Here is a 25,568-nt window from a genome sequence, read left to right on the forward strand (position 1 = left end):
CCGGGGAAAATCAGCAGGCAGTTTGCAGTTCTAAGTAATCAGTAAACTGAATACTAAAATCTGATGACTGAACACTAATCTTCAATTTCAATGAACGTTTAAAAAGAAAAAAGTAGTTTAAAACTACTTTTTCTTTTTGTGGCGGTTAGCTCTCGCTCTTTTTTTACGTTTGTGAGTAGCTACCTTATGTCTCTTTCTTTTTTTACCACTTGGCATATTGTGTCGATTTATGTTAATTAATATTATTTTGCTTCGTTGTTTGTTTTAACCCCTTCTACAAAAACTTTTGCAGGTTTAAACGCAGGAATGTTGTGTGCTGGAATTTTAATAGTAGTGTTTTTAGAAATGTTTCTTCCAGTTTTTTCAGCTCTAGTTTTAACGATAAAACTACCGAAACCTCTAAGGTATACATTGTCTCCAGTTTCTAAAGAAGTCTTAACTTCTTCCATAAAAGTTTCTACTGTTGCTTGAACGTCTCCTTTTTCAAGACCTAGTTTCTCTGAAATCTTCGCTACGATATCTGCTTTCGTCATTTTCTTTCCTATTTTATTTTATAAATGGTGTACTATTTTTTTGAGTTTGCAAATATAGGAATTAAAAAAATAATTAATCAAGCTAATTCGTTAAATTTTAATTACATAAACATTTACTTTTGCAATCTAAGTATTTTGCAATGGATTTTTATAACATATTGATAAAATGGTATTTACAGAACAAGCGTGATTTACCGTGGCGAAAAACGGTCGATCCGTACCAAATTTGGCTCTCAGAAATTATGCTTCAGCAGACACGAGTTGCGCAAGGAATGCCCTATTTTTTTTCATTTACCAAAGAATTTCCTACAGTAAAAGATTTAGCAGATGCTTCAGAAGAGAAAGTTTTGAAGCTTTGGCAAGGTTTGGGGTATTATTCTCGTGCGCGAAATCTTCATAAAACAGCTCAATATATAAGTAATGATTTAAATGGTGTTTTTCCTGATTCTTATAAAGAACTTTTAAAACTAAAAGGAGTTGGAGAATACACTGCAGCAGCAATTGCTTCTTTTTCTTATAACGAATCGGTTCCTGTAGTAGATGGAAATGTGTTTCGGGTATTGTCGCGTTATTTTGATATTGAGTCTGATATTGCACTTCTGGCAACCAAAAAAGAGTTTGCAGCCTTGGCTGAGGAATTAATGCCTAAAGATAATCCTGCAATTTTTAATCAGTCGATAATGGAGTTTGGTGCGTTGCAATGCGTGCCCAAAAGTCCTGATTGTTCTATTTGCGTTTTTAACGAAAGCTGCGCCGCATTGCAAAAAGGAAAAGTAAATATGCTTCCCGTGAAATCTAAAAAACTTAAAGTAAGCAATCGTTACTTTAATTATTTGATTTTAGAAGATGTTTTAGGGAATACGCTAATTCAAAAAAGAACGGCAAAAGGAATCTGGCATAATTTATATGAGTTTCCTTTGTTAGAAACAGAAACTATTGCCGATTTTGATTTGGTTTCTAAAAAAGCTAAGAACGAAATTTTTTCAGATTATACCATTATAAGTATAGAGGATTACAGCGAATCGACCTTGATACATAAACTTTCGCATCAGCACCTGCACATACAATTCTGGAAAATTAAAGTAAAAGAGGAAATTAAAAACGGAGTGGATTCTCAAAAATTAAAAACTTTTCCTTTTCCTATTGCGATATATAATTTTATAGAAAAGCAATAATTTCATTTAAAAAAGTATCCGTTTCTTGTCTCATATGCGTATAGAAGCATTTTTAAAAATATAAAAAAGAAAAAACCACCAATAGCCATTTCGCAAGCCGAGGACGCTGCTTTATGTTGTGCATTTCTTTTTTTTAAATAAATTAAAATGCCTAATAAGGGAATTAAAAATGATAGTATTTTTAAAATAGGATGTAGATCTTTTTCGGATTGATGGCTGTTAAATTCGTAATTCATAAATAAAATTTTAATAAAAATACAGTTCTGTAAAAGTAAGAAAAATACTAAAATATAATTAATTGAATTTGATAAGTTTTAGAAGATTTGTACATAAATGAACGGAATAATTTATCAAAAGTAAATTATTAGTCAATTAGGCTAGGAAATATAGAGTATATAATAAAATAAAAATCTGGATATATAAATTAAGAAAAGCAAGAAATAAATTGCTAAAAAAATGTATCTTTGGGAGAAATACCACCAAAAACTATGAACGGAACATTAAATAAAGTGATGCTTATTGGCCATTTGGGCGATGATGTAAAGATGCATTATTTTGATGGAGGAAACTGCATCGGACGTTTTCAACTGGCTACCAATGAGGTGTATATCAATAAAACGACCAACGAAAAGATTACTTCTACAGAATGGCATAATTTGGTTGTGCGTAATAAAGCTGCAGAAATTTGCGAAAAATATCTTTCTAAAGGAGATAAAATTTATGTCGAGGGAAGAATAAAATCTCGTCAGTGGCAGACAGAAGATGGAACGACAAAATATACTACAGAAATTCAAGTTACAGAGTTTACTTTTCTGACTACCAAAAAAGAAACTGCATATACAAAACAAAACCAAGATGTAGAGTCAGCAAAAAATACTAACTTTGATGCTGCTAATGAAGGGCTTCCGATTAATGATCTGCCTTTCTAATAGATGTCTAACTAATTTTATGCAATTTGGACCCAGAGCCCAGTTTACTTTTTTCTACCAATCTTGACGCCAATCTAATTATTGGTTTCGTCGGAATATTTATTTTGTTATTTCTTTCAGCAATTGTTTCAGGAGCTGAAGTTGCTCTTTTTTCTTTATCACAGCAAGACATAGATGAGACTTTAAACGATAATCTTGCAAAAGGAAAAATTATTTCAAATTTATTAGAGAAGCCTAAAAAGCTTCTCGCTACATTATTGGTTGCCAATAACTTCTTTAATATTGGTGTAGTAATCTTATTTGCTTACTTGGGACAGAATATTTTTGCCAATGTAAGTTCGCCAGCTTTTAAATTTACGCTCGAAGTGATTTTGGTTACTTTTCTTATTTTACTATTTGGCGAAGTGCTTCCTAAAGTTTATGCAAGCAGAAATAGCGTTCGTTTTGCTAAACGTGTTGCTTATCCATTGGCATTTTTAGACAAAGTGCTTACTCCGATCAGTTTGCCAATGCGTGCTGTTACGATATATTTTCAAAATAAATTAGGAAAGCAAAAAAGCAATTTTTCTGTCAATCAACTTTCTCAGGCATTGGAACTTACAGATTCGGAAGGAACTTCAACAGAAGAACAAAAGATTTTGGAAGGAATTGTTTCTTTTGGAAATACCGATACAAAACAGGTAATGAGTCCAAGAATTGATATTTTTGCATTGGAAATATCAGAAACATTTCAAGAAATTTATCCTAAAATAATAGAAACAGGTTTTTCGAGAATTCCGGTTTATCGAGATAATATTGATCAGATTGAAGGTGTACTTTTTGTAAAAGACTTATTGCCTCATATTGATAAAGAAGAATTTGACTGGACTTCTTTAATTAGAGAAGCGTTTTTTGTTCCTGAGAATAAAAAACTAGATAATCTATTAAAGGATTTTCAAAGCTTGAAAAGTCACTTAGCAATTGTAGTTGATGAATATGGCGGAACTTCGGGATTGGTTTCTTTAGAAGATGTTATTGAGGAAATTGTTGGTGATATTAGTGATGAATTTGATGATGAAAATTTGAACTTCTCGCAAATAGATGAAAATAATTTTCTTTTTGAAGGAAAAATAAACCTGAAAGATTTCTACAGAATTGTAGATGTTGACGAAGATGTTTTTGAAGCCCACAAAGGTGAAGCCGAAACATTAGCTGGATTTATTCTGGAGATTTTAGGTAATTTCCCGAAGAAAGATCAAAAAATACCTTTCGAAAACTGTATTTTCACCGTGGAAACAGTTGATAAAAAGCGTGTAAAACAAATAAAAGTAACCATAAATTAAAATGCTTAATAAAATACTTTCAATATCGGCAATTTTGCTTGCGCTAACGGTTATAAGCTGTAAAAATGATGTTTTGCCAAAACCAGCGAGTTATCTGCGATTAGATTATCCAGAAGCAAAATATGTGAATTTTGAAAACACTTGTCCGTTTACTTTTCAAATGAATGAGGATGCTATTATAAAAGGAGAAAAAGAATGCGGTTTTGCAATTACTTATCCAAAGATGAAAGCGACCATTTATTTGACGTACAAGCCAGTAAATGGCAATATTGATAAATTACTACGCGATGCTCAAAAACTAACGTACGAGCATGTTATTAAAGCTGATGATATTCTGGAACAGCCGTACTTAAATCCACAGAAAAAAGTATATGGAATGTTTTACCAAGTAGACGGAAATGCAGCTACAAACTCTCAGTTCTACGTTACCGACAGTACAAAACATTTTTTAATTGGTTCGATGTATTTTTATGCAAAACCAAACTTTGATTCGATTATGCCTGCGGCGAGTTATGTTAAAAACGATATGCAGCGTTTGATGGAAACATTAAAATGGAAATAAAAAACAAGCTGTCTCAAAAGGATGTTTTTTATGAGCTTCAGAGAAGCGAAATATTTATAGTAAAGGGTAAAATGTTTACAGCATAAAGCTCCGGAGGAGTGACATATTTTAATACAACCTAAATATGTCACTCCTGCGGAGCTTTTTTTATTTGCATTATCGTGATTCTATAAATATTTTACCCCGCTGGGGTTTTATCAATAAAGAATGTTTCACCCAACAAAAAAGTTGCCCTTTTGAGACAGCCTGTTTTTATTATTTATGATGTTAATAGGTTTGTTTAAGACTTAAAGTTCGAAACCTTATATGTTTTTCCGTCTCCAGTTTCTTGAACCACTTTTGTCAAAGATTCTGAGTTTTGAATTGTTTTGTCAAAACTTACCGTTGCTGTTTTCTTGTCAAAATCGACAGTTGCTTTTTCAACTCCGTCAAGGTTGGCTAATTCTTCTTCAATGGTTTTAGCGCATCCAACAGCGCAAGTCATTCCGTCAATGGTAAAACTTGCAGTTTGAAGATTTTCAGCTGCGATTGGTTTGTGTTCTTTTGGAGCACTTTTTTCTTTATTTACCACTTCAAGACTTTTGTCTTCTGCTTTTTTACAGCCAACAAATACTAAACCAGCGATTGCTGCAGCGAATAAGATTTTTGAAATTTTCATTATATATAAATTTAAAAATTGCGAATAAGATTCTTGCAAAATTAATAAAAAGAGAATGCTTAGTTCGTAAAATAATTACAAATTTGCAGTAAAATGCGATTTATGGAAACAAAACAGTTAAAGTGGATTTACTTAACTATTCTTTCTCTTATTTGGGGAAGTTCTTTTATTCTGATAAAAAAAGGATTGATAGGCTTAAGCGCTGTTCAGGTAGGATCGTTCCGAATTATTTTTGCTGCTTTGTTTTTGCTGATTGTAGGTTTTAATAGTTTAAAGAAGATTTCGCGCCGTCAATGGAAATTTGTTGCTATAACTTCGCTTTTTGGAACTTTTATGCCAGCGTATCTTTTTGCTATTGCCGAAACCCAAGTAAATAGTTCTGTTGTAGCGATTTTAAATTCGTTAACACCTTTAAATACTTTAGTTTTAGGAATTATAGCGTTTGGAATTCAGTTTCAAAAACGACAAGTTTTGGGCGTTTTTGTCGGACTTGTAGGCTGTCTGCTTTTGGTTTTAAGCGGCGATTCTGCAAGCGGAACTCAAAATTATCTTTATGTTTTATTGGTGGTTATTGCAACGCTTAGTTATGCGATCAACGTAAATTTGATTAAAAAGTATTTGCATGATTTAAATTCTGTAAGTATCACAACAGGAAATTTTGCGGTTTTGCTTTTGCCGGCATTAATCATTTTAAGTACAACCGATATTAGCCAAAAAATACATTTTGCAGAAACGCAGTATTCTATACTTTTTGTGGCTATTTTAGGTGTTCTTGGAACTGGAATTGCCAATATTCTTTTCTTTAAACTGATTCAAATGTCATCGCCTGTTTTTGCAACATCAGTAACATATTTAATTCCGATCGTAGCATTTTTCTGGGGATTGTTAGATAACGAATTCCTGACACCAATTCAATCTGTAGGTGCTTTTATTATTTTGATTGGGGTTTATTTGTCGGCTAAGAAGTGATTTTTTTGAGTTATGAGTTATAAGTTATGAATGGCTTTCGACTCCGCTCAACTTGACAAAGCCTAGTAAATAAAAAAGCTTTGTCAAAGTTTCAAACTTTGACAAAGCCTTAAAATATTAAACACTTAAGAACTTAGTGGCTTAGTATCTCAGAACCTTAGCATCTTAAAGAAAATCTTTCTCAGAAACTCCTTCGTTAATTTTAATATCAGACATTTTGATGTCTAATTCAAAACCAACATTCTGAACTAAGTTAAAAGGAACTTTAACACCTTTTACTTCTTTGTAATCATTGAAATTAGTGATTTGTTCAACTGATTTTCCGCCTTGCTCGCGAACTTTAGATTCGGCAGTTTTTAGGCCTGATTTAACGTCGTAATAATATTTTGTTTTACCATCTTTAATTACGTAAGCATCGCTTCCATTGATTGGTTCGATTCCTTCTACTTTAAGATCAGTTCTTTTTACAAGTTGCAGTTCTTCAAATGGAGCTGCATTAGCTTTCATTTCGGCTAAATCTTCACCTTCAAGGTTTTTTCTCTGGCCTTGCTGTTCAACATATGCGCCTTTTTCATTAACTACCTGTTTCATTAAATTCATTGTTCCCATAGAAAGTGAAACCATCATTTTTCCTTTAGAGTCTAATTTAGAAGTAAAAGTTAATGGAGTAGGAGCCTGCGGAATTGTTGTTGAACCGTTCATGTATAATGTTTTTACGGCTGAAACTGCTTTTTCTCCGCCAATGGCATTGATGTAGTTTTCGAAAACTGTTTTTGCACTAATATCTTTTGGTGCTTCTTTTTTTGTTGAAGGTTTTTCAACTGGATTTCCATATTTGTCGAAATATGAAATCGGAATCTGCAGTTTTTCTAATCCAGGAAGTACATCAGAACCTTTTCCGACAATTACAATACGCATATTATCCAATAAAAAGTATTTGTTAGCAACGCGATAAATATCGTCAGCAGTAACATTATTGATGGTTTGAATGTATTTTTCGTAGAAATCTGCAGGAAGTTTTTCTGTTTCAATGTTTAGCGCATAACGTGCAACAGCTTGAGGTTTTTCAACCTGCATTACAAATCTTCCTATATAACCTGCTTTTACGTTTCTTAAAACTTCTGGATCAACTCTTTCGGTTCTAATTCGTTTAATTTCTTTTACAAACTGAACAACTGCACTATCTGTAACTGTATTTCTAACAGCCGAAGAAGCTTTAAATTTAGTTACATATTTACCGCTTCCAATACTTGAGTTGGCTCCGTATGTCCAAGCGTGCTGCTCACGAAGATTCATGTTTAAATAACTGTTGAAATCACCTCCAAGAATTTGATTAGCAATAACCGCTGGGAAAAAATCTGGATCGCTCATTTTTAAATTTAAAGTATTTACCAATGAGATTTCAGATTGAACTGCGTTTGGAACATCTACAAAATCAATCTGCAAATTTGAAGGATTTGTAGGATTTGGATAAGTGTTTTTTGGAGCACTTTGTTTTTTCCATCCGCTGAAAAGTTTTTCAACAGCCGTTTTAACCTCTTTAAATTTAACATCGCCAATAACGACCAAATAAGCATTTTCAGGAACAAAATAAGTGTTGTAATTGTTTTGAACATCTGCAAGCGTTACGTTTTTTACAGTTTCTTCAGAAAGATATTCTCCGTTAGGATGGTTTTTTCCAAATGCTAAAACATCAACCACTCTGTTTGAAATGGCAGGAACGCTTTTTTCATCGGCCTTTAAACCTTCTAAAAGTTTTGCTTTTTCTTTATCGAATTCTGTTTGAGTGAAATTTGGCTGTAAAGCACCTTCTGCCAAAAGTTCTAAAACACGTCCAGAATATTTTGATAATGTACTAGCATAAGCACCTTGAGAAGTAAAATTGATATTAGCTCCGTAAAAATCAATTTCTTCGTTAAAAGCTTCTTTAGTTGTTTTTTTTGTTCCATTTCCAATCAGACTGCTGGTCAATTCGTCAACCCCTTTTTTATTGCCTTCAGTAAATGGAGCATTGTCTAAAGTAAGCGTGTAGCTCACTCTAGGTAATTTGTGGTTTTCAACAACTAAAACTTTCATTCCGTTTGATAAAACAAAGGTCTGCGGTTTTTTGATGTTGACTACTGGGGCATTTCCTGGTTTGGGTTGTGGACGATCTTGTGCTTGCATAATTCCAGTTAGGAAAATAAGGATTAAAAAAGTATATATTTTTTTCATGATTCGATATTCTTAGTTTTGAGATTTGGCTGTCGGAATATAATCTAAAATCAAACGCTGATTCGGGTTCAAATACTTCTTAGCAACTTCTCTGATTTCTTCTCTTGTAATAGAATGATAGATGTCAATTTCAGTATTGATTAAATTGACATCGCCATACAGAAGATAGTAAGAAGCTAGATTTTCTGCAATTCCCTCTACGCTTGCATTGGCATTTACGTAATTGTTATCGAATTTGTTTTGTAATTTTTCGTAATCTTTTTCAGAAATAAGATCGGTTTGTATTTTTACAATTTCCTCATCTATTTCTTTTAAAATATCATCAATTGTGTATGGAGCCATTGGCAGACCGTAAAGAATATACGTTCCATAATCTTCTTGGCTAAATCCTACAGCACCAATCTGTAGCGCCATTTTTTTGTCGTCAACTATTTTTTTGTAAAGTTTAGAGCTTTTTCCATCACTTAAATAAGATGAAATTAGGTCTAAAACTCTGGCGTCTCTAGTTTTCATTGAAGGTGTTCTGTATGAGGCAACAATCATTGGAATCTGAATGTTCGGATCTTCATAAGTAGCTTTAATGGTTTGTGTGATTGGTTCTTCTGTAAAAGTTTGTTTTTTAACTTCTTCACCTTTTGGAATTGGTCCAAAATATTTCTGAATCCATTCTTTTGTTTTTGCTTTTTCGAAATCCCCAGCAACAACCAAAACAGCATTGTTTGGTGTATAGAATTTTTTATTGAATGCCTGAAATTCTTCAAGAGTTGCGGCGTCCAAATCTTTCATGGAACCAATAGTTGTCCATCTGTAAGGGTGGTTTTTGAACATGTTTTTCTTAACCTCTGCCAGAATATTTCCGTACGGCTGATTATCGTAACGCATTCTTTTTTCTTCTTTTACAACTTCGTTTTGCGTGTCAACACCCACCTTATTTATAATAGGATGCATTAATCTTTCAGATTCCATCCATAAACCAAGCTCTAGGCTGTTAGAAGGAAAAACTTCATAATAATACGTTCTGTCATCAGATGTGTTAGCATTGTTAACTCCTCCATTTGCAGTAACGATTTTCATCCATTCCCCACGTTTTATGTTTTGGGTTCCTTCAAATAATAAATGCTCAAAGAAGTGTGCAAAACCTGTTCGGTCGGGACGTTCATCTTTTGATCCAACATGGTACATTACTGAAGTGATCACAACTGGAGCAGATGGATCATTGTGTAAAATGACATGCAGTCCGTTGTCTAAATCGTATTCTTCAAAAGCTACTTTTTGGGCATGAGCCACTCCGCCAAGCATTAATGCAGCACTTAACATCATTATTGATTTTTTCATAAAGATTAATAATTTTAAAATATCAACAAGAGTAGGTCGACAAGAGTTGATTTTGGTTACATCAAAAATAGTTTTTTTTAGTTATGTATTGCAGAATTGTTTTTAAATAAACACTATTTTAACAATCTTTTACTTTAAATTAATTTTGTTTTATATGCAGAACTGCTTGAAAAACAAGGTTTTTTCAGGTAGAAATATTTTTGCTTTTATAGGTTGCATAGTAAATTATTAGTTGTATATTTGCAACCTTAAAATTCAATAAATCAATTTGATATGTATGCAATCGTAGAGATAGCAGGGCAACAATTTAAAGTAAGCAAAGACTTAAAGGTTTATGTTCACCGTTTAGCTAATGAAGAAGGTTCAAAAGTTTCTTTTGACAAAGTTCTTTTATTAGATGATAATGGAAATGTAACTTTAGGCGCCCCAGCTATAGAAGGTGCTTCAGTAGAAGCTAAAGTGTTACAACACTTAAAAGGAGATAAAGTTATCGTTTTCAAAAAGAAAAGAAGAAAAGGATACAAAAAAAGAAATGGTCACAGACAATATCTTACTCAAATTGTAATTGAAGGTATTACTGCAGCAGGAGGAACAAAAAAAGCAGCAGCTAAAAAAGCGGTTGTAGCAGAAGATGCAGCAGCTACTGAAGAAGTAGAAGCAGCTCCAAAAGCAAAAAAAGCAGCTCCAAAAGCAAAAAAAGAGACTACTAAAGAATAATAACAATATTTAAACTCATACGTCATGGCTCACAAGAAAGGTGTCGGTAGTTCGAAGAATGGTAGAGAATCAGAATCAAAACGTTTAGGCGTTAAGATTTATGGTGGTCAAGCTGCTATTGCTGGGAACATCATCGTTAGACAAAGAGGTTCAAAACACAATCCAGGTGAAAACGTTTACATTAGTAAAGATCACACTCTTCACGCAAGAGTTGCTGGAGTTGTTAAGTTCCAAAAGAAAAGAGATAACAAATCTTATGTATCTATTATTCCATTCGAGGCATAATAATCATAGATTACTTTTTATAAAAAACCCGTTCTGAAAAGATCGGGTTTTTTGTTTTTAACTTAAGACGGTTTAGTTAAAATTTGTATTTGCATGACTGAGGATAATTAGATATCTTCAAACTCTTAAATATTATAAGTTGAAAAAAATAGTCCTATTTGCCCTTTTGTTCTGTATAAGCACTTACGGTAAAGTCATGTCAGATAGTGTTGCCATTCATTTGAGTGTGCTAAATGGTAAGCAGAAAAATGTTTTGTATGAATTTGAAGTTATAAAAAATAATGGTTTCAATACAGATCAGTTTTGGAAGGCGCATAAAAATGAATTTCCTCGTTTAAGTGATAATCTGAGAGACGAATTAGCAAAGGAAGTTTTTCTAAATTCAGATATTGTATATGCACCGCAAAAAGATTCTACGGTGCAATTGTGGATGCAAACAAAATTGCTGACCAATTGGATGTTTTATCTTTCTGCATTTATAGCTATATGTGCTATTGTTGCTCTGTTTAAAAGGTATTGGAGTCTGCTCATTCAGTTTTTAATTCGTCATATTACTCCGATATTAAAGATTTTGTTTTCGCCAGTTTTACTGACTATTGAATTGCTTTTAGTTGGAATAGCTTGTGTAATTTGTGGCTGTATTATTGAGGAATTTGTGCTACGAACTGTAGTGATACATTTAGGCTTGTTTTTGTTATGGAGCCAGTCTACGGCTTTATTTACAAAAGAATATTGGATTAAGAAATATGTTTACGAAATAGAAAATAACTTTTGGGGTAAAGATTCTTGGGAAACCATAAAAACAATATGTTTTCCAGCTTTTATAGTTGCAATTGCGCTTTTATATGTATTGTATAAAGTTTCTACCGATGCTTTTTATAACTACGAAGTGGTTTTGTCGGCAATCGCAGCGGTTTATGCTTTGCCTTTCTGGCGTTCATTAGAAAAGTATATTTATCCTGTTTTATTTCCTTTTTATAAAGAAAATTATAGAGAGAGAAGTGTTAATTCTCTAGCTGCATGCACTGTTGTTGCGATTGTTGTCACAATACTATTTGTGCTGCAAGAAAATCTTATTTTTAGTAATATTATTTCGGCTCTACTAAGTTTATTGATTCTGTCATTTTTAATTTTGTCATTAAAAATGAATCATAAACACAGTTTAAGAAACTATTATTTTATACAATTTGTAACGTTTCTTTTTCTTAGTGCAGTTTTTATGTACGGGTTTTATTTTCAGTTAAACGAAGTTATTTGGTTTGCGATTATAGGATCAACCTTATTTGTAATAGTAAAGTATATGGAAGCTTTTTCTTTTTTCTCAGATTGGAAAAGAGGAAGAGGCTGGGCTTGGAAATTGCTTGGTTTAGCTTTGTTGTTATGGCTTATGGGTAAAGGAATTTTATATGTTTCGAAACAAATATTTATACTCTAATTTTCTGTAAAGGAAAAAACCTTTGTCAAAGTTTAAAACTTTAACAAAGGTCTATAGTGAAAATTGGAATTTAGAATTTCCAGAATTAGAGTTTTATTTATTCGGTATCTTTGGTTTCTTCCAAATCTTCCGTTTTCTTACCGACTTTTACTTTTGGATTATCCTGAGTTCCAGTTACAGTCAATGGAATTCCGAAAATGCCAAAAGGCGGAAGTCCTAAACGCATTTTTAAGTTTAATTTTCCGTCTAGGCTTGTTGTTCCTTCAATTCTTGGTCTAAAGCCTGCGAACTTAAATTTAAAGCGCTCTACAGTTATGATATTGTTCTTAACTGTCGTTTTGATGTCAACTTTAGAAAGATCTGGGTTTTTCATAGATTCAGAATTGGTTTGTTTGCTTACAGCATTAAACATTTTCAAACCTCTTACTTTTACATCTTTTACAGAAAGAGTTCCACCTCCAACAAGGGAAGGGTAAACAGGATCCATATTTCCATTTAAACGGCCTTTTAACTGATAATCTAAAGAAACAATTCCCTGTGCTTTCTCTGCAGCGCTTGCCATTTTTCTGAAAACTTCAATCTCGTTATAAGCTCTCTTGATGTCAAAATCTGTAGCTTTTATGGCGTAATCAAAATTAGCTTTTTGTGGCGTTACAGCTTGGTAATTGGCATTCATGGAAACGTTGCATCCAATTAAATTAAAACCAGTATTTTGCATGGTTAATTTGCCATTTTTCATAGACAAATTTCCAGTTGCATTTTGAAGATTTAATTTGTCAAAATATACTTTTTGAGCGTTGGCAAATAATTGTAAATTTAAATTGGTTGGAATAATTATAACACCAGTCTGAGTGTTTTCAGATGGTTTCGTTTCGGTTTTAGGAGTAGAACTCTGTGTTACTGGTGTGTTTGGATCAACGCTTGACATGAATTCGTCTACATTGATATATCGAGAAGTAACTTTAAAAGAACCTTTTAAAACGCCTGTATTTGTGGTAACGTAATTGATGACATTTTGCAAATATCCATTCATTTTAAAATCAGACTGCCCGTATGCAGCTAGGAAATTATTGAAGGACATTTTATCCTGATTGATTTTAAAAATTCCTTCCTTAATGATGAATTTTTTCGGAAGATATTCAGAAGCTATTCCAATATTTCTTAACTCAAGCGTTCCTTTGTTGTTTAATTTGCTGTAATTTCCTTTTTCGGCATCACTTTGTTTTCCTTTTAAGACTAAATCGGCTTTTACAAAACCATCTAAATCAAGACCTTTTTGCGAAAAGACTTTATAAATTCTGCTAATATCCAATTCACCTTTGGCTTTTACATCATAACTCAAATCGTCAAAATTGCTTAAATCGGCTTGTACAAAAACAGGTTTTCCTTCAAAAGTAAATTGCGTTGGCTGTAAATTTACTTTCAGGTCGGCAAATGTTCCTTTCTGGTTTTCTATTTTCGATTTAATCGTAATGTCAGTAATCGGATTTGGATAATATGGAGTTTTTAAATATCCATTTTCCAAATTAAGAACTCCGTTTGTAACAGGAAAACGCTTGTTCTTTTGGTCAAATATTCCGTTTGTTTTTACGTCGCCAGTCAAAGTTCCTTTCAGTTCAATATCTGGAATTCCAAGCGCTTTAAGTAGTTTTTCAAGATCGATTTTGGCCTTGAAATCAGCATTAATATCTGGTGTGTTTACACCTTTAACCAAAAATTTCGATTTTAAATAATCCTGATTGATATTTAGCGATAAGTTTTTTGCGTCAACAATTACCAAATCTGGATTTAAAGAAGGAACAGTTGTTTTAACATCTAAATTTAAGTTTGAAACCGGAAATGCGCTTTTGTTATAATTGACAAAACCATCAGTTACTTTTACATCCAAATCTAGATCGGGTGCTATATTTTCAGAAGTAATATACTTTCCTTTTAAAGTCAGCAGCAGATTTGTGTTTCCTTTTAATTCGGTTTTAGAAAGCCAAGTAATATATTTTGGAGGTAACGCTGTAAAAACATCATACAGCTTACTGTTTTCAGATTTAATTACAAAATCCATATTATAACCATCTTTCAAAAAATCAAATTTCCCTTTAAAATCGACTAGTAGCTGGTTGATTTTTAGATTGTTTTGTTGAAAAAAGAAAGAAAGTGAGTTGATGTTTACTTTTGTAATTAAATCTGCATCAACCTTTTTATTCATTAAATAAGGTTCATCTTCATAAACAATATTTAATTTTTCGATGTTTGCTTTAGAATATAAGTCAAAAACGGCTTTGTTTAAATCTCCTTTTCCTAAATAGTTAAATCCGTATGCGTCAAAATGGACTTTAGTAGACTTATCATCATAAACAATTTTGCTGTTTAAAATTTCAATTCGTTCCAGTTTAAGCGCGGTATCACTGCTGTCTTTGGCTTTAGAAGCTTGTTCTTGCGATTTGTAAATGTTGTAATTCGCTTCTCCGTTTGCATTTACTTTTACATTTATAAAAGAATCCGATAAATAAATCTGATCAATTTTTACCGATTTGCTGAAAATTAGACTTGCCACATTTATTCCAAAAGAAACCTCTTTTGCGGTTATGAATTTTTCTTTTGTATACGGAGCTGAGCCATTAAGGCTTAAGTTGTTTAAGGTTAAAGTGAGTGAGGGGAAATGGTGGAAGAATGATACCGAAACATCAGAATAATTCAGTTCTGCGCTTAATCTTTCGTTGGCTGTTTTCTTTATTTGTTCTTTAATCTGGTCCTCAAAGACGATAGGCGTTAAAAATAGTAATGCTATAATAACTGCGAAAGTTATTCCGGTATACTTCGCAATTTTAAAAACGATTGATCTCGATTTACTTTTTTGCATAACGAATTTTGGTTTTTTAAATAAAAAAAAATAGAGTTGAAAAAAGAGCGTAATTTATCCGTGAACGGTTTCTTGTTTACCATAATTGGTAATGATAGAACCTTCATATTCAATCCATTCTTTCCAGCGTTTATCAATGTCGATGTTATCTTGATATTTTCTGGCAAATCCTAAAAAAGTAGTATAATGTCCTGCTTCAGAAATCATTAAATCTCGGTAGAATTTAGCTAATTCTTCATCTTTAATATTCTCCGAAAGCACTTTAAAACGTTCGCAGCTTCTGGCCTCAATCATTGCAGAGAATAATAATCGGTCGCACAGAGCATCTCTTCGGCTTCCGTCTTTTTTCATGAATTTAAAAAGCTCATTTACATAATGATCTTTTCGTTCACGTCCTAAAGTAAGTCCGCGCTGCTTTATAATGTTGTGAACCATCTGAAAATGTTCTAGTTCTTCTCTGGCAATTTCTAGCATTTCTGTTACCAATTCTTCAATTTCAGAATTGTAAGTAACGATACTAATCGCGTTTGAAGCCGCTTTTTGTTCGCACCAAGCATGATCCGTTAAAATTTCTTCGATATTTGACTCAACGATATTTACCCAGCGAGGGTCTGTAGCTAATTTTAATCCCAACATAATTTCCCAGCATTTAGATTTTGCAAAATTAGTGATTTTTTACGTCCGAATATCTGGAAGTTGGGTGCAAATCCGCGGAAAAAAGCATTATTTTGTAATATGAAACAAAGATTATGAATCAAATCAAAAAACTTTTAATTATTGGGTTTGTTTGGCCCGAGCCAAAGTCTTCTGCAGCAGGTGGAAGAATGATGCAATTGATTTCTATTTTCAAAGAAAATGGATTTGAAATTACATTTGCAAGTGCGGCTCAGGATAGCAATTTTATGGTTGATTTGTCTGAATTTGGAGTAATAAAAAAAAGCATCGAACTTAATTCTTCAAGTTTTGATAATTTTGTAGCCGAATTAAATCCAGATGTTGTCTTGTTTGATCGCTTTATGGTCGAAGAACAATTTGGATGGAGAGTAATTGAAAAGTGTCCGAAAGCAATTAGAATTCTAGATACTGAAGATTTACATTGTTTAAGAACTGCAAGACAAAAAGCCTTTAAAGAAAAACGAAATTTTGAAATTCATGATTTGTTGTCTGAGGAAGTGGCAAAACGTGAAATTGCCAGTATTTTAAGATGTGATTTATCTTTGATTATTTCAGAGTTTGAAATGAATATTCTGAAAGATATTTTTAAAATTAATCAAGATTTACTTTTTTATCTTCCCTTTTTGGTTGATGAAATGAAAGAAGAAGATTTGTTAGAATTGCCTTCTTTTGAAAACCGAAGTGATTTTGTTTTTATTGGAAATTTTCTTCATGAACCAAATTGGAATACCGTTCAATATTTGAAAGAAGCAATTTGGCCTTCTATAAAAAAAGATTTTCCAGAAGCGGTTTTGAAGGTTTATGGTGCTTATCCTTCGCAGAAAGTATTGCAGTTGCATCAGCCTAAAAACGGTTTTTACATTATGGGAAGGGCAGAAGATGCCAACGAAATAGTAAAAAACACAAAAGTGGTTTTAGCGCCAATTCGGTTTGGAGCAGGATTAAAAGGAAAATTATTAGAAGCTATGCAGTGCGGAACGCCAAGTATAACCACTTCAATAGGTTCCGAAGCTATGCATGAAAATTTGCCTTGGAATGGTTTTATTGAAGATGATCCAGCTGAATTTGCTAAAAAAGCGATTGAGCTTTACCAGAATGAAAATCTTTGGAAACAATCACAAAAAAACGGAATCGAAATCATTAATAAATGCTATCAAAAAAGCGATTATTCAGATAAATTGATTTCATTGATAAATTCGCTTTTGGTTGATTCAAAAAAACATCGTCTTCATAATTTTATGGGTAATTTGCTCCAGCACCATGCGTTCAAAAGCACAATGTATATGTCAAAATGGATTGAAGCAAAGAATAAATAGTCGCAGTTTTCAGTCACAGTTTTCAAGTCTGTAGTTACTGAAGACTGCGACTGAAAACTGCGACTCTAAACTAAGCTTCCATTTTACCAAATCCTACCGTTTCGCGATAAATTTGAGGTGAAACATCAGCGTTTGTTTTAAAGAAACGACTGAAATAATGTTCGTCTTCATAACCTAATTCGTATGCAATTTCTTTGACGGTTTTGTTGGTTAAATAAAGTTCTCTTTTAGCTTCAATAATGATTCTTTCCGAAATTAAATCGGTTAAGGTTTTGTTGAAATAATTCTTAGACAATTTTGCCAATGCTTTCGGAGAAATATTTAATAATTCGGCATAATTTCCAGCTGAGTGTTTGGTTTTAAAATTCAGTTCAATCGCATCTTTCAAATTTTGAAGAATTATAGGTTCTTTTGAATCTGGAACTGATTTCATTTCTTCTAATTGTTCTGTTTTTAATCTCGAAGCGGTAATTAAAAAAATCTTCAAATAAGAAATAAGCAATTCATATTGCGCCAATTCAGCATTTTGAATTTCGGCTTTCATTTGATCAATAATCATATTAAAAGTTTGCGAAGCTTGTTCTGTAACCTGAACATACGGCGGTTGATAAATATTATTGAACAAAACACCATTGCACGAAACTTCTTTTTGATGCATGTGAATGCAATAAAAATCGGGATGAAAATGAATCGCAATTCCTTCAATTGGCTCATTTACACAAAGCATAAAAGGCTGATAAGGCGAAAAGGCGAGAAGTGAGTTTTCTTCAAAATGATGTTCTGCAAAATCAGCTTTTACTTTGCCTTTTCCTTTAGTTACCCAAATTAGAGAGTAATAATTGTTTCGCTGCAAATGATCAAAATGACTATTGTCTTCAAAAGGAAGAATCTTAAAAGCTAAATTTCCATTCTGCGGATTGATTAAAGTAAAAACATTTTGAGAACTCATAAATTGTTTTGTTTTTTGAAAGTATAAAGATAGCCATGAAATAAATCCACAGCTATCTTTATAAATTGTTTTTTGTTATAGTGAATATGTAGATTTTGATTAAACTGTAGGAAAGTCAATTTCAGTATTTGCTACATTGTTAAAGTAGTTTGTTAAAACGTTTAATGCTACATGACCAATAGTTTCTGCAATTTCAGCGTCAGAAACTCCTGCATTTTTGGCTTTGTTTACATCTTCATCATTTACCAAACCACCTTTGCTGATTAATATTTTTGCCAATTGTAAAATAGCTTCTGTTTTCGCGTCAGCAGAATTTCCTGATCTTGCTGCTTTTAAAATTGCTGGATCTGCTTTTACTAATTTCTCTCCAATAAAAGTATGTGCTGCTAAACAGTAATCACAAGAGTTGCTTTCTGAAACTGCCAGAGCGATTAATTCTCCTGTTTTTGCACTTAGTTTTCCGTGGCTCAAAGCTCCGCTTAAGTTTAAATATCCTTCAAGAACTGCTGGGGAATTTCCCATTGTTTTCATCATGTTTGGTACAACGCCCAGTTTTGCTTGAACTGCGTTGAATAAATCTTTAGTTTTTCCTGTTACTTCTTCTGGGTTTAAAGCTGTTAATCGTGTCATTTTATTTAATTTTTAAAGTTGTTATTTGTTGTTGTCTTTTGACATTACAAAGTTGCGACGATTGAAGATTTTAAAACATGGAGAATGTACGCTATGTGATGGATAATTTTCCCTGCTAGTTTTTTAGGAGCTATTTCCCGCTATTCGTTCCAATCTTTTGTGCCGAACCCCGGCACAAAAGGATTTCCACTTCTATTGGGGCTAGGACTCTCGTTTTTATAAGATTGTTTTTCAGTAGTTTGCCATCCTGGCGAAGGAAGGATCGCACTCAGAAATTCTGCAAACAATTAACACAATCTTGTCATTTCGACGAAGGAGAAATCTTCGCGAGTAACTCCGCAATGATAATCCGATCTTTGTCGAGCTTCTCGTGAAGATTTCTCCTTCGTAGAAATGACAAATAAGGCGTAAAAAAAAGAGGCTGTTCCTAAAGAACAGCCTCTTTTTAGAGTTATAATCTTGAAAAAACTATTTCAAAACACTTGCAGCATCTTGAATAGTCGTTGCGTGATAACCAGATTTAGCTTTATCAAAAACTTTTTTAGCCCAAACTTTTCCTTCTGGAGTTTTAACCATTTCTTTATAAAGCATCATGATAGAGCCAGTTCTGCTGCTTCCAATTAAAAATTGTTCAATTGCAGGATCGGCAGCTTTATATTGATGGCGAATTGCTTGAACGAACCATTGGCGTTTAATGATGAAATTACCGCCCTTAGTAAAGTTGAATTCTTTATCGATCGCTTCCATTTCTTTTACGGTAATATCAGCAGGAAGATGGTCAATAAAATGCTGTTTTTCTGCGGTAGTTGTGATTTTTTTGCTCAAACCTGCAACGCCGGTTTCTCTCCAGCTTTTTTGGATTGCGTCAATAGCGTCAAATTCTGCTGAGCTAACAGGAACAATGTTTGATGGAATTCCTGGTTTGTAAATCCAGTTGTCTAATTGGATTTTATCTGCTAAAGCTTTGTCTCCCTTGATAAGATTTTCGTTTAAATACTTTACAAAATCTTCTGTTGTGATAGATTGGAAAGCATGAGAATCGAAATAGTTTTTAATAAACGGATCGAATTTATCGCGACCAACTGCATTTTCGATAACTCTTAAAAAAGAATATCCTTTTACATAAGGAATCATGCTGATTCCGTCATCAGGATTTCTTCCTGTCAGACTAACTTTTAATCTTGTATCTGGATTTGTATCTCCGTATTCAGCAACATTATCAACCAATTCTTTATTGGTGATAACGTTTTGCATATCAAATTCTTTTTTGCCAAAAATTGCTTCTCCAATTCTGTGCTCAACGTAAGTAGTAAAACCTTCGTTTAACCAAATGTCATCCCAAGTAGCATTTGTGACTAAGTTTCCGCTCCAGCTATGGCCTAATTCGTGTGCTAGTAAACTTGTAAGCGAACGATCTCCAGCAAGTACTCCTGGAGTTAAAAAAGTCAAGTTTGGATTCTCCATTCCGCCATAAGGGAAACTTGGTGGCAAAACCAAAACATCATAACGTCCCCATCTGTATGGTCCGTATAATTTTTCAGCAGCATTTACCATTTTTCCTAATTCAGCAAATTCATAAGCAGCGCTTTTTAGAACAGATGGTTCTGCATAAACTCCAGTTCTGTTGTCGATTGCTTTAAATTCGATATCTCCAACTGCGATTGCCATTAAGTAAGACGGAATCGCTTTGTCTTGTTTGAAAGTATAAACTCCGGTATCATTTTTCTTCTGCGGATTTACAGCGCTCATAACGGCTAATAAATCTTTAGGAACTGTAACTTTAGCATTATAAGTAAAACGAATTCCTGGCGAATCCTGACACGGAATCCAGGTTCTAGACCAAACGCTTTCTCCTTGAGAGAAAACAAAAGGTTTCTTTTTGTCTGCAGTTTGCTCTGGTTTAAGCCATTGTAACGCAACGCCATCTTTAGTTGTGTTGTAGTAAATGTTTACTTTAGTTGTGTTTGGCTCGATTGTAATGTGAAGTGGTTTTCCATGAAATTCCGTGTCTTTTCCAAGCTCGAATTTGGTTTCTTTTTCTTCGTCGCCTAAAGTTACTTTTGTAATATCTAAAGTGTTTTCGTCGAAAATAATTTCATTTCCTTTACTGATGTTGTCAATTGTCCAAGATGCTTTTCCTGAAATAGTTTGCGTGTCAAAATCAACTTTGATATCAAGATCAAGATGTTTTGCAACAGCAAGTTCTGGTTTAGAGTAACTGTGTTCGTCTGTAATAGTAGCTGTTTTTTCTGTTTGCTCTTTTTTCTGGCAAGCAATTGCTGTCAGAAATAAAGCGACAAGAATTAGTTTCTTCATTTTGTGAGGTTTTGAATTTGAAGATGAAAATTAAACAAAAAATCCCGTTTTGAATAAACAAAACGGGATTTAATTATAAAATTAACAACGATTACGCCAACATTGTAACTGGGCTTTCGATGTATTGTTTTAATGTTTGTAAGAACTGAGCTCCAGTTGCACCGTCAATTGTTCTGTGGTCGCAAGCTAATGATAACATCATTGTGTTTCCAACTACAATTTGGCCGTTTTTAACTACTGGTTTCTCAACAATTGCACCTACAGAAAGGATAGCCGAGTTTGGTTGGTTGATAATTGAATTGAATTCAGTAATACCAAACATGCCAAGGTTAGATACTGTAAAAGTACTTCCTTCCATTTCTTGTGGTCCAAGTTTTTTGTTTTTAGCTCTTCCAGCAAGATCTCTTACTGAACCGCCAATTTGAGATAAACTCATAGCGTCAGTAAATTTCAATACAGGAACTACTAATCCGTCTTCAACAGCTACAGCAACACCAATGTTTACGTGGTGGTTGATTATAATTGCGTCTTCTTTCCAAGTAGAGTTGATTTTTGGGTGTTTTTTCAATGCTAAAGCACAAGCTTTGATTACCATATCGTTGAAAGATACTTTTGTATCAGGAACGCTGTTGATAGCAGCTCTAGCTTGCATTGCTTCGTCCATGCTTACCTCGATCACTAAGTTGTAGTGAGGAGCAGTGAATAAAGATTCAGAAAGACGTTTTGCAATGATTTTACGCATTTGAGAGTTTTTAATCTCTTCTGTGTAAACTTCACCAGCAGGAACAAAAACTTTTGGTGCAGCAGGAGCAGATGCTTCTTGTTTAGCAGCTGGTGCAGAAGCAGCAGTTTGTGCTTGAGCAGATGGAGTGAAGTTCTCGATATCGCTTTTCACGATACGTCCGTTTTCTCCAGAACCTTTAACTTGAGATAACTGGATTCCTTTGTCAGAAGCAATTTTCTTAGCTAATGGAGAAGCTAAAATTCTTCCTCCATTTGAAGCTTCAGCAACAGCTTGTGGTGCTTTTTCAGCAGCAGGTGCAGCTTTTTCTTCTGCGGCAGGAGCACTTGCGGTTGCAGCGCCTCCAGCAGTAAAGTTATCAGCAACTCCAGAAATATCAGTTCCTGCAGGTCCGATGATAGCTAATAAGCTGTCAACTGGAGCAGTGCTTCCTTCTTGAATTCCGATGTATAATAAAGTTCCAGCATTGAAAGACTCAAACTCCATTGTAGCTTTGTCTGTTTCAATTTCTGCTAAAATATCTCCTTCAGCTACAGTATCGCCAACTTTTTTCAACCAAGTTGCTACAGTACCTTCAGTCATTGTATCGCTCAAACGTGGCATAGTTACAACTATAACACCTTTTGGTAATTCAGCAGCAGCTTTTGCAGGAGCAGCAGTTTCAGTTTTTGCTTCAGCAGCAGGAGCATCCGCTTTTGGAGCTTCGGCAGCAGGAGCATCACCACCAGCTAAAAGAGCAGAAATGTCTTCTCCTTCTTTACCAATGATTGCTAATAATGAATCAACAGGAGCAGTTTCTCCTTCTTGAATTCCGATATGTAAAAGAGTTCCTTCGTTAAAAGATTCGAACTCCATTGTTGCTTTGTCTGTTTCGATTTCAGCTAAGATATCACCTTCGCTTACTTTGTCGCCTACTTTTTTAAGCCAAGTTGCTACCGTTCCTTCAGTCATAGTATCGCTCAAACGAGGCATTGTTACTTTAATCGCCATGATATTATAATTTATGAGGTGTAAATGGATAGTCTTCTTGTGCGTATACTACATCGTATAGTTGTTGTAAGTCTGGGTATGGAGATTCTTCAGCGAATTTCGCACACTCTTCAACTAAGTCTTTAACTCTTTGGTCAATTACTTCGATTTCTGCTTCTGTAGCATATTTTTGATCCAAGATTACGTCAAGAACTTGCGTAATTGGGTCGATTTTTTTGTACTCTTCAACCTCTTCTTTAGAACGGTATAATTGTGCATCAGACATAGAGTGTCCTCTGTAGCGGTACGTTTTCATTTCAAGGAAAGTTGGTCCGTCTCCGCGACGCGCTCTTTCGATAGCTTCGTGCATTGCTTCAGCAACTTTTACAGGGTTCATTCCGTCAACAGGCCCACAAGGCATTTCATAACCTAAACCTAATTTCCAGATGTCAGTGTGGTTTGCAGTTCTTTCTACAGAAGTTCCCATTGCATAACCGTTGTTTTCAACGATAAATACAACTGGTAATTTCCATAACATAGCCATGTTGAAAGCTTCGTGAAGAGAACCTTGTCTAGCAGCACCATCACCAAAGTAAGTCATAGTAACACCGCCAGTGTTGAAATATTTGTCTGCGAAAGCAATACCAGCTCCTACAGGAATTTGAGCACCTACAATTCCGTGTCCACCGTAAAAACCGTGTTCTTTAGAGAAAATGTGCATAGAACCTCCCATACCTTTAGAAGTTCCTGTTGCTTTTCCTAAAAGTTCTGCCATTACGTTTCTAGGATCAACTCCCATACCAATTGGCTGAACGTGGTTTCTGTAAGCAGTAATCATTTTGTCTTTGGTCAAATCCATAGCGTGCAGTGCGCCAGCTAATACAGCTTCTTGACCATTATATAGGTGTAGAAAACCTCTAACTTTTTGTTGAATGTATAATGCTGCAAGTTTGTCTTCAAACTTTCTCCAAAGTAGCATGTCCTCATACCACTTTAAATATACCTCTTTTGTAACTTCTTTCATCTGAATTCTTTCTTTTGCTAAAGTTGTTTGTGTTATCGATTATTGTGCCTGTAACGCAAAATAGTTTCCTCCCACAAATTTGCGCCCGAAAGGTCGGGATGCAAAAATAAGACATTACATTTAAGAACTAAAATTAAAACGATACTTTTTGGCTTTTTTTTACAAGAACTTTTTGTCGAACATCAATGGGAGCAAATTTTTTAGGGATGATGATTTGTAAATTTCACCAATTTCTCCCATAAAATAGATTTCAATAGGGGTGTCTTGTTTTATTTCGTATTCTGCTATTGATTGTCGGCACGATCCGCATGGCGGAATAGGGGCAGTAGTTTGATTGGTGTCTGACGCAGCTGTAATTGCCATTTTTAAGATTTTAGCTTCTGGATATGCACTTCCAGCATAAAAAATTGCAGTTCGTTCAGCACAAAGTCCAGACGGATAAGCGGCATTTTCTTGGTTAGAACCTAAGATCACTTTTCCGTTGTCTAAAAGTAGTGCTGCTCCAACTTTAAACTTTGAATAAGGTGCGTAAGCTTTTTTTCTGATTTCGACAGCTTGATTCATTAAGTCCTGAATTTCGGCTGGAAGTTCATTTAAATTATCAAATATTGTAAATGAAGTGGTTATATTGATTTCTTTCATTTGTTTGTAAGGGAAAAAAAATCCAAATTCCTAAAATGCCGGAATTTGGATTGAATTATTTTTATTTTAAACGTTCTCTTTAATAAGTTTCGTATTTGTCTCCAAAGTTAAACGTTAAAGAGAAACGAAGCGTGTTTTCTAAAGGATTTTTTATTTTAGAAGCTGAGAATAGGTATGAAACATCAATTTTCATAATGTTGTATTTAAATCCTGCTCCTAAAGAGAAAAATTGTTTAGCGCCTTTTTCTGGGCTTTCATGATAATATCCTAAACGAAATGCGAAAGCATCTTGGTACATGTATTCTCCGGCAATGCTGTAAGTTACCTCTTTCATTTCTTCTTTAAATCCGCCTGGAGCGTCTCCAAAAGATTTAAAGATTCCCTGAAACCATCCGATATCATTATAGTTTCTGTAACCAATATCGGTTGCTTCTTGTTGTGATATGTCTTCTGGATCATCAAAGTCTCCATCGCCATTTACGTCTACAGGTGTTCCAATGCCTGGAGGAGTTGGAACTAAAAGTTTAGTAAGTTCTGCGCTTAAGGTAAGTTTGTTATAATCGTCAAAAATAAAATCAAATCCTCCACCTAATCTTAAATTGGCAGGTAAGAAATTTGAGCTTATATCATCATGGTCATAACTGATTTTTGGTCCCATGTTTTGAAAGTTGATACCTGCTCTCCATCTCCCATTGAAATCTTGATAAGCAATTTCTTCTGATTGATAAAATGCAGCCACATCTACTGCAAAAGATCTTGCAGATGTAGCATCAACTTCTTCTGAAGCGACTTTTAAATTTGAGCTGATAAAACGTCCTGCAACTGCCATCGAGAATTTTTCGCTTAATTTTAATGAGTAAGATCCGTCTAAGGCAAACTCATTCGGGTTTACTTCTCTTACAGCTTCATTTGGGTCTCCAGTGTATCTTAATTCGATACCTCCGAAACCAAAATAACGAAAACTTCCTGCAAAGGCACTTTTTTCGTTGATTTTGTTGTAATACGTAATCTGTCCTAACGAAATATCATTGGCAAGATCTGTTAAATAAGGGGTGTAACTGATGGAAAGGCCTTGTGCGTCTTCAGAAAATGCATACTTAGCAGGATTCCATTGTTGTGAGAAAACGTCGGCAGAAGTAGCGACACCTTGGTCTGCCAAACCTGCTGCTCTAGCATCGGCAGCGACTAATAAAAATGGTACTCCGGTAACAATAGGTCTTGATTCCTGAGCCCTAGAATTGTAAATACTAAAAATACAAATTAATAAAAGTGATAGTTTTTTCATTTATGGGACTAGTGTTTTTGGTAGTGCAA

At 34.0% G+C, this 25,568-nt stretch carries 23 protein-coding genes; 9 read left to right on the top strand and 14 right to left on the bottom strand.

The window, feature by feature from the left end:
• Nucleotides 1–242: 242 nt before the first annotated feature.
• The gene (locus tag AC5ZCW_RS19855; protein WP_007805026.1) at nt 243–533 is read right to left on the bottom strand and encodes an HU family DNA-binding protein; all 291 of its coding nucleotides are present in this window, start codon (nt 531–533) and stop codon (nt 243–245) included.
• Between the two features lie 140 nt (nt 534–673).
• On the opposite strand from AC5ZCW_RS19855, the gene mutY reads away from it, so the two are divergent.
• Nucleotides 674–1,708 (top strand): A/G-specific adenine glycosylase, encoded by a 1,035-nt coding sequence (gene mutY, locus AC5ZCW_RS19860; protein WP_343544343.1) that lies wholly within the window; start codon nt 674–676, stop codon nt 1,706–1,708.
• 2 nt (nt 1,709–1,710) lie between these two features.
• On the opposite strand, the gene AC5ZCW_RS19865 is transcribed toward mutY, so the two are convergent.
• Nucleotides 1,711–1,944 (bottom strand): hypothetical protein, encoded by a 234-nt coding sequence (locus AC5ZCW_RS19865; RefSeq protein WP_496121407.1) that lies wholly within the window; start codon nt 1,942–1,944, stop codon nt 1,711–1,713.
• 252 nt (nt 1,945–2,196) lie between these two features.
• Here AC5ZCW_RS19865 and AC5ZCW_RS19870 point away from each other — a divergent pair, with 252 nt between their 5' ends.
• From AC5ZCW_RS19870 to gldD, 3 genes are read left to right on the top strand one after another with little or no spacing between them, the layout of a single operon-like run.
• Nucleotides 2,197–2,637, top strand: a complete 441-nt coding sequence (locus AC5ZCW_RS19870; protein WP_008466647.1) for a single-stranded DNA-binding protein — start codon at nt 2,197–2,199, stop codon at nt 2,635–2,637.
• Between the two features lie 26 nt (nt 2,638–2,663).
• Nucleotides 2,664–3,959 (top strand): gliding motility-associated protein GldE, encoded by a 1,296-nt coding sequence (locus AC5ZCW_RS19875; RefSeq protein ID WP_343544341.1) that lies wholly within the window; start codon nt 2,664–2,666, stop codon nt 3,957–3,959.
• 1 nt (nt 3,960) lies between these two features.
• Nucleotides 3,961–4,521 (top strand): gliding motility lipoprotein GldD, encoded by a 561-nt coding sequence (gene gldD / locus AC5ZCW_RS19880; protein ID WP_343544340.1) that lies wholly within the window; start codon nt 3,961–3,963, stop codon nt 4,519–4,521.
• A 280-nt stretch (nt 4,522–4,801) separates the two neighbouring features.
• Here gldD and AC5ZCW_RS19885 read toward each other — a convergent pair whose 3' ends face one another.
• On the bottom strand, nt 4,802–5,179 hold the full coding sequence (locus AC5ZCW_RS19885) for a heavy-metal-associated domain-containing protein (protein WP_111379377.1): 378 nt from the start codon (nt 5,177–5,179) through the stop codon (nt 4,802–4,804).
• Nucleotides 5,180–5,281: 102 nt separating this feature from the next.
• Here AC5ZCW_RS19885 and AC5ZCW_RS19890 point away from each other — a divergent pair, with 102 nt between their 5' ends.
• Nucleotides 5,282–6,148: a DMT family transporter gene (locus AC5ZCW_RS19890; protein ID WP_343544338.1), complete on the top strand. Its 867-nt coding sequence runs from the start codon at nt 5,282–5,284 to the stop codon at nt 6,146–6,148.
• 165 nt (nt 6,149–6,313) lie between these two features.
• Here AC5ZCW_RS19890 and AC5ZCW_RS19895 read toward each other — a convergent pair whose 3' ends face one another.
• On the bottom strand, nt 6,314–8,362 hold the full coding sequence (locus AC5ZCW_RS19895) for a M16 family metallopeptidase (RefSeq protein ID WP_496121409.1): 2,049 nt from the start codon (nt 8,360–8,362) through the stop codon (nt 6,314–6,316).
• Between the two features lie 12 nt (nt 8,363–8,374).
• A complete protein-coding gene (locus AC5ZCW_RS19900) occupies nt 8,375–9,697 on the bottom strand; it encodes a M16 family metallopeptidase (RefSeq protein WP_177211040.1) in 1,323 nt (440 codons plus the stop codon).
• Between the two features lie 273 nt (nt 9,698–9,970).
• Here AC5ZCW_RS19900 and rplU point away from each other — a divergent pair, with 273 nt between their 5' ends.
• The 3 genes from rplU (at nt 9,971) to AC5ZCW_RS19915 (ending at nt 12,134) form a co-directional block, all read left to right on the top strand.
• Nucleotides 9,971–10,414 carry a 50S ribosomal protein L21 gene (gene rplU / locus AC5ZCW_RS19905; RefSeq protein ID WP_008466656.1) on the top strand — a complete coding sequence of 148 codons (444 nt, stop codon included), beginning with the start codon at nt 9,971–9,973 and terminating at the stop codon, nt 10,412–10,414.
• A gap of 24 nt (nt 10,415–10,438) precedes the next feature.
• Complete coding sequence (rpmA, locus tag AC5ZCW_RS19910; protein ID WP_012023622.1) at nt 10,439–10,699, top strand: 50S ribosomal protein L27; 261 nt, start codon at nt 10,439–10,441, stop codon at nt 10,697–10,699.
• A 139-nt stretch (nt 10,700–10,838) separates the two neighbouring features.
• Nucleotides 10,839–12,134 carry a hypothetical protein gene (locus AC5ZCW_RS19915; protein WP_496121410.1) on the top strand — a complete coding sequence of 432 codons (1,296 nt, stop codon included), beginning with the start codon at nt 10,839–10,841 and terminating at the stop codon, nt 12,132–12,134.
• A 97-nt stretch (nt 12,135–12,231) separates the two neighbouring features.
• On the opposite strand, the gene AC5ZCW_RS19920 is transcribed toward AC5ZCW_RS19915, so the two are convergent.
• Both AC5ZCW_RS19920 and AC5ZCW_RS19925 read right to left on the bottom strand, forming a co-directional pair.
• The gene (locus tag AC5ZCW_RS19920) at nt 12,232–14,991 is read right to left on the bottom strand and encodes an AsmA family protein (RefSeq protein ID WP_496121411.1); all 2,760 of its coding nucleotides are present in this window, start codon (nt 14,989–14,991) and stop codon (nt 12,232–12,234) included.
• 54 nt (nt 14,992–15,045) lie between these two features.
• Complete coding sequence (locus AC5ZCW_RS19925; protein WP_111379367.1) at nt 15,046–15,627, bottom strand: MiaE family protein; 582 nt, start codon at nt 15,625–15,627, stop codon at nt 15,046–15,048.
• Nucleotides 15,628–15,740: 113 nt separating this feature from the next.
• On the opposite strand from AC5ZCW_RS19925, the gene AC5ZCW_RS19930 reads away from it, so the two are divergent.
• Nucleotides 15,741–16,982: a glycosyltransferase family 4 protein gene (locus tag AC5ZCW_RS19930; protein WP_496121413.1), complete on the top strand. Its 1,242-nt coding sequence runs from the start codon at nt 15,741–15,743 to the stop codon at nt 16,980–16,982.
• 70 nt (nt 16,983–17,052) lie between these two features.
• Here AC5ZCW_RS19930 and AC5ZCW_RS19935 read toward each other — a convergent pair whose 3' ends face one another.
• The 7 genes from AC5ZCW_RS19935 to porV all read right to left on the bottom strand — a co-directional run bounded on the left by AC5ZCW_RS19935 (nt 17,053) and on the right by porV (nt 25,539).
• Nucleotides 17,053–17,931: a helix-turn-helix domain-containing protein gene (locus AC5ZCW_RS19935; protein ID WP_343544332.1), complete on the bottom strand. Its 879-nt coding sequence runs from the start codon at nt 17,929–17,931 to the stop codon at nt 17,053–17,055.
• A 99-nt stretch (nt 17,932–18,030) separates the two neighbouring features.
• The gene (locus AC5ZCW_RS19940; protein ID WP_496121414.1) at nt 18,031–18,561 is read right to left on the bottom strand and encodes a carboxymuconolactone decarboxylase family protein; all 531 of its coding nucleotides are present in this window, start codon (nt 18,559–18,561) and stop codon (nt 18,031–18,033) included.
• A 468-nt stretch (nt 18,562–19,029) separates the two neighbouring features.
• The gene (locus AC5ZCW_RS19945; RefSeq protein WP_343544330.1) at nt 19,030–20,877 is read right to left on the bottom strand and encodes a hydrolase/aminopeptidase; all 1,848 of its coding nucleotides are present in this window, start codon (nt 20,875–20,877) and stop codon (nt 19,030–19,032) included.
• A 91-nt stretch (nt 20,878–20,968) separates the two neighbouring features.
• A complete protein-coding gene (locus AC5ZCW_RS19950) occupies nt 20,969–22,609 on the bottom strand; it encodes a dihydrolipoamide acetyltransferase family protein (protein WP_343544329.1) in 1,641 nt (546 codons plus the stop codon).
• A gap of 4 nt (nt 22,610–22,613) precedes the next feature.
• Nucleotides 22,614–23,612 (bottom strand): pyruvate dehydrogenase (acetyl-transferring) E1 component subunit alpha, encoded by a 999-nt coding sequence (pdhA, locus tag AC5ZCW_RS19955; protein ID WP_281631067.1) that lies wholly within the window; start codon nt 23,610–23,612, stop codon nt 22,614–22,616.
• 159 nt (nt 23,613–23,771) lie between these two features.
• The gene (gene cdd / locus AC5ZCW_RS19960) at nt 23,772–24,254 is read right to left on the bottom strand and encodes a cytidine deaminase (protein ID WP_496121415.1); all 483 of its coding nucleotides are present in this window, start codon (nt 24,252–24,254) and stop codon (nt 23,772–23,774) included.
• Nucleotides 24,255–24,333: 79 nt separating this feature from the next.
• Entirely contained in the window at nt 24,334–25,539 is a 1,206-nt protein-coding gene (gene porV, locus AC5ZCW_RS19965; RefSeq protein ID WP_177211032.1) for a type IX secretion system outer membrane channel protein PorV, read from the bottom strand.
• Between the last annotated feature and the right edge of the window lie 29 nt (nt 25,540–25,568).

Source organism: Flavobacterium sp. PLA-DH12 (assembly GCF_059511845.1).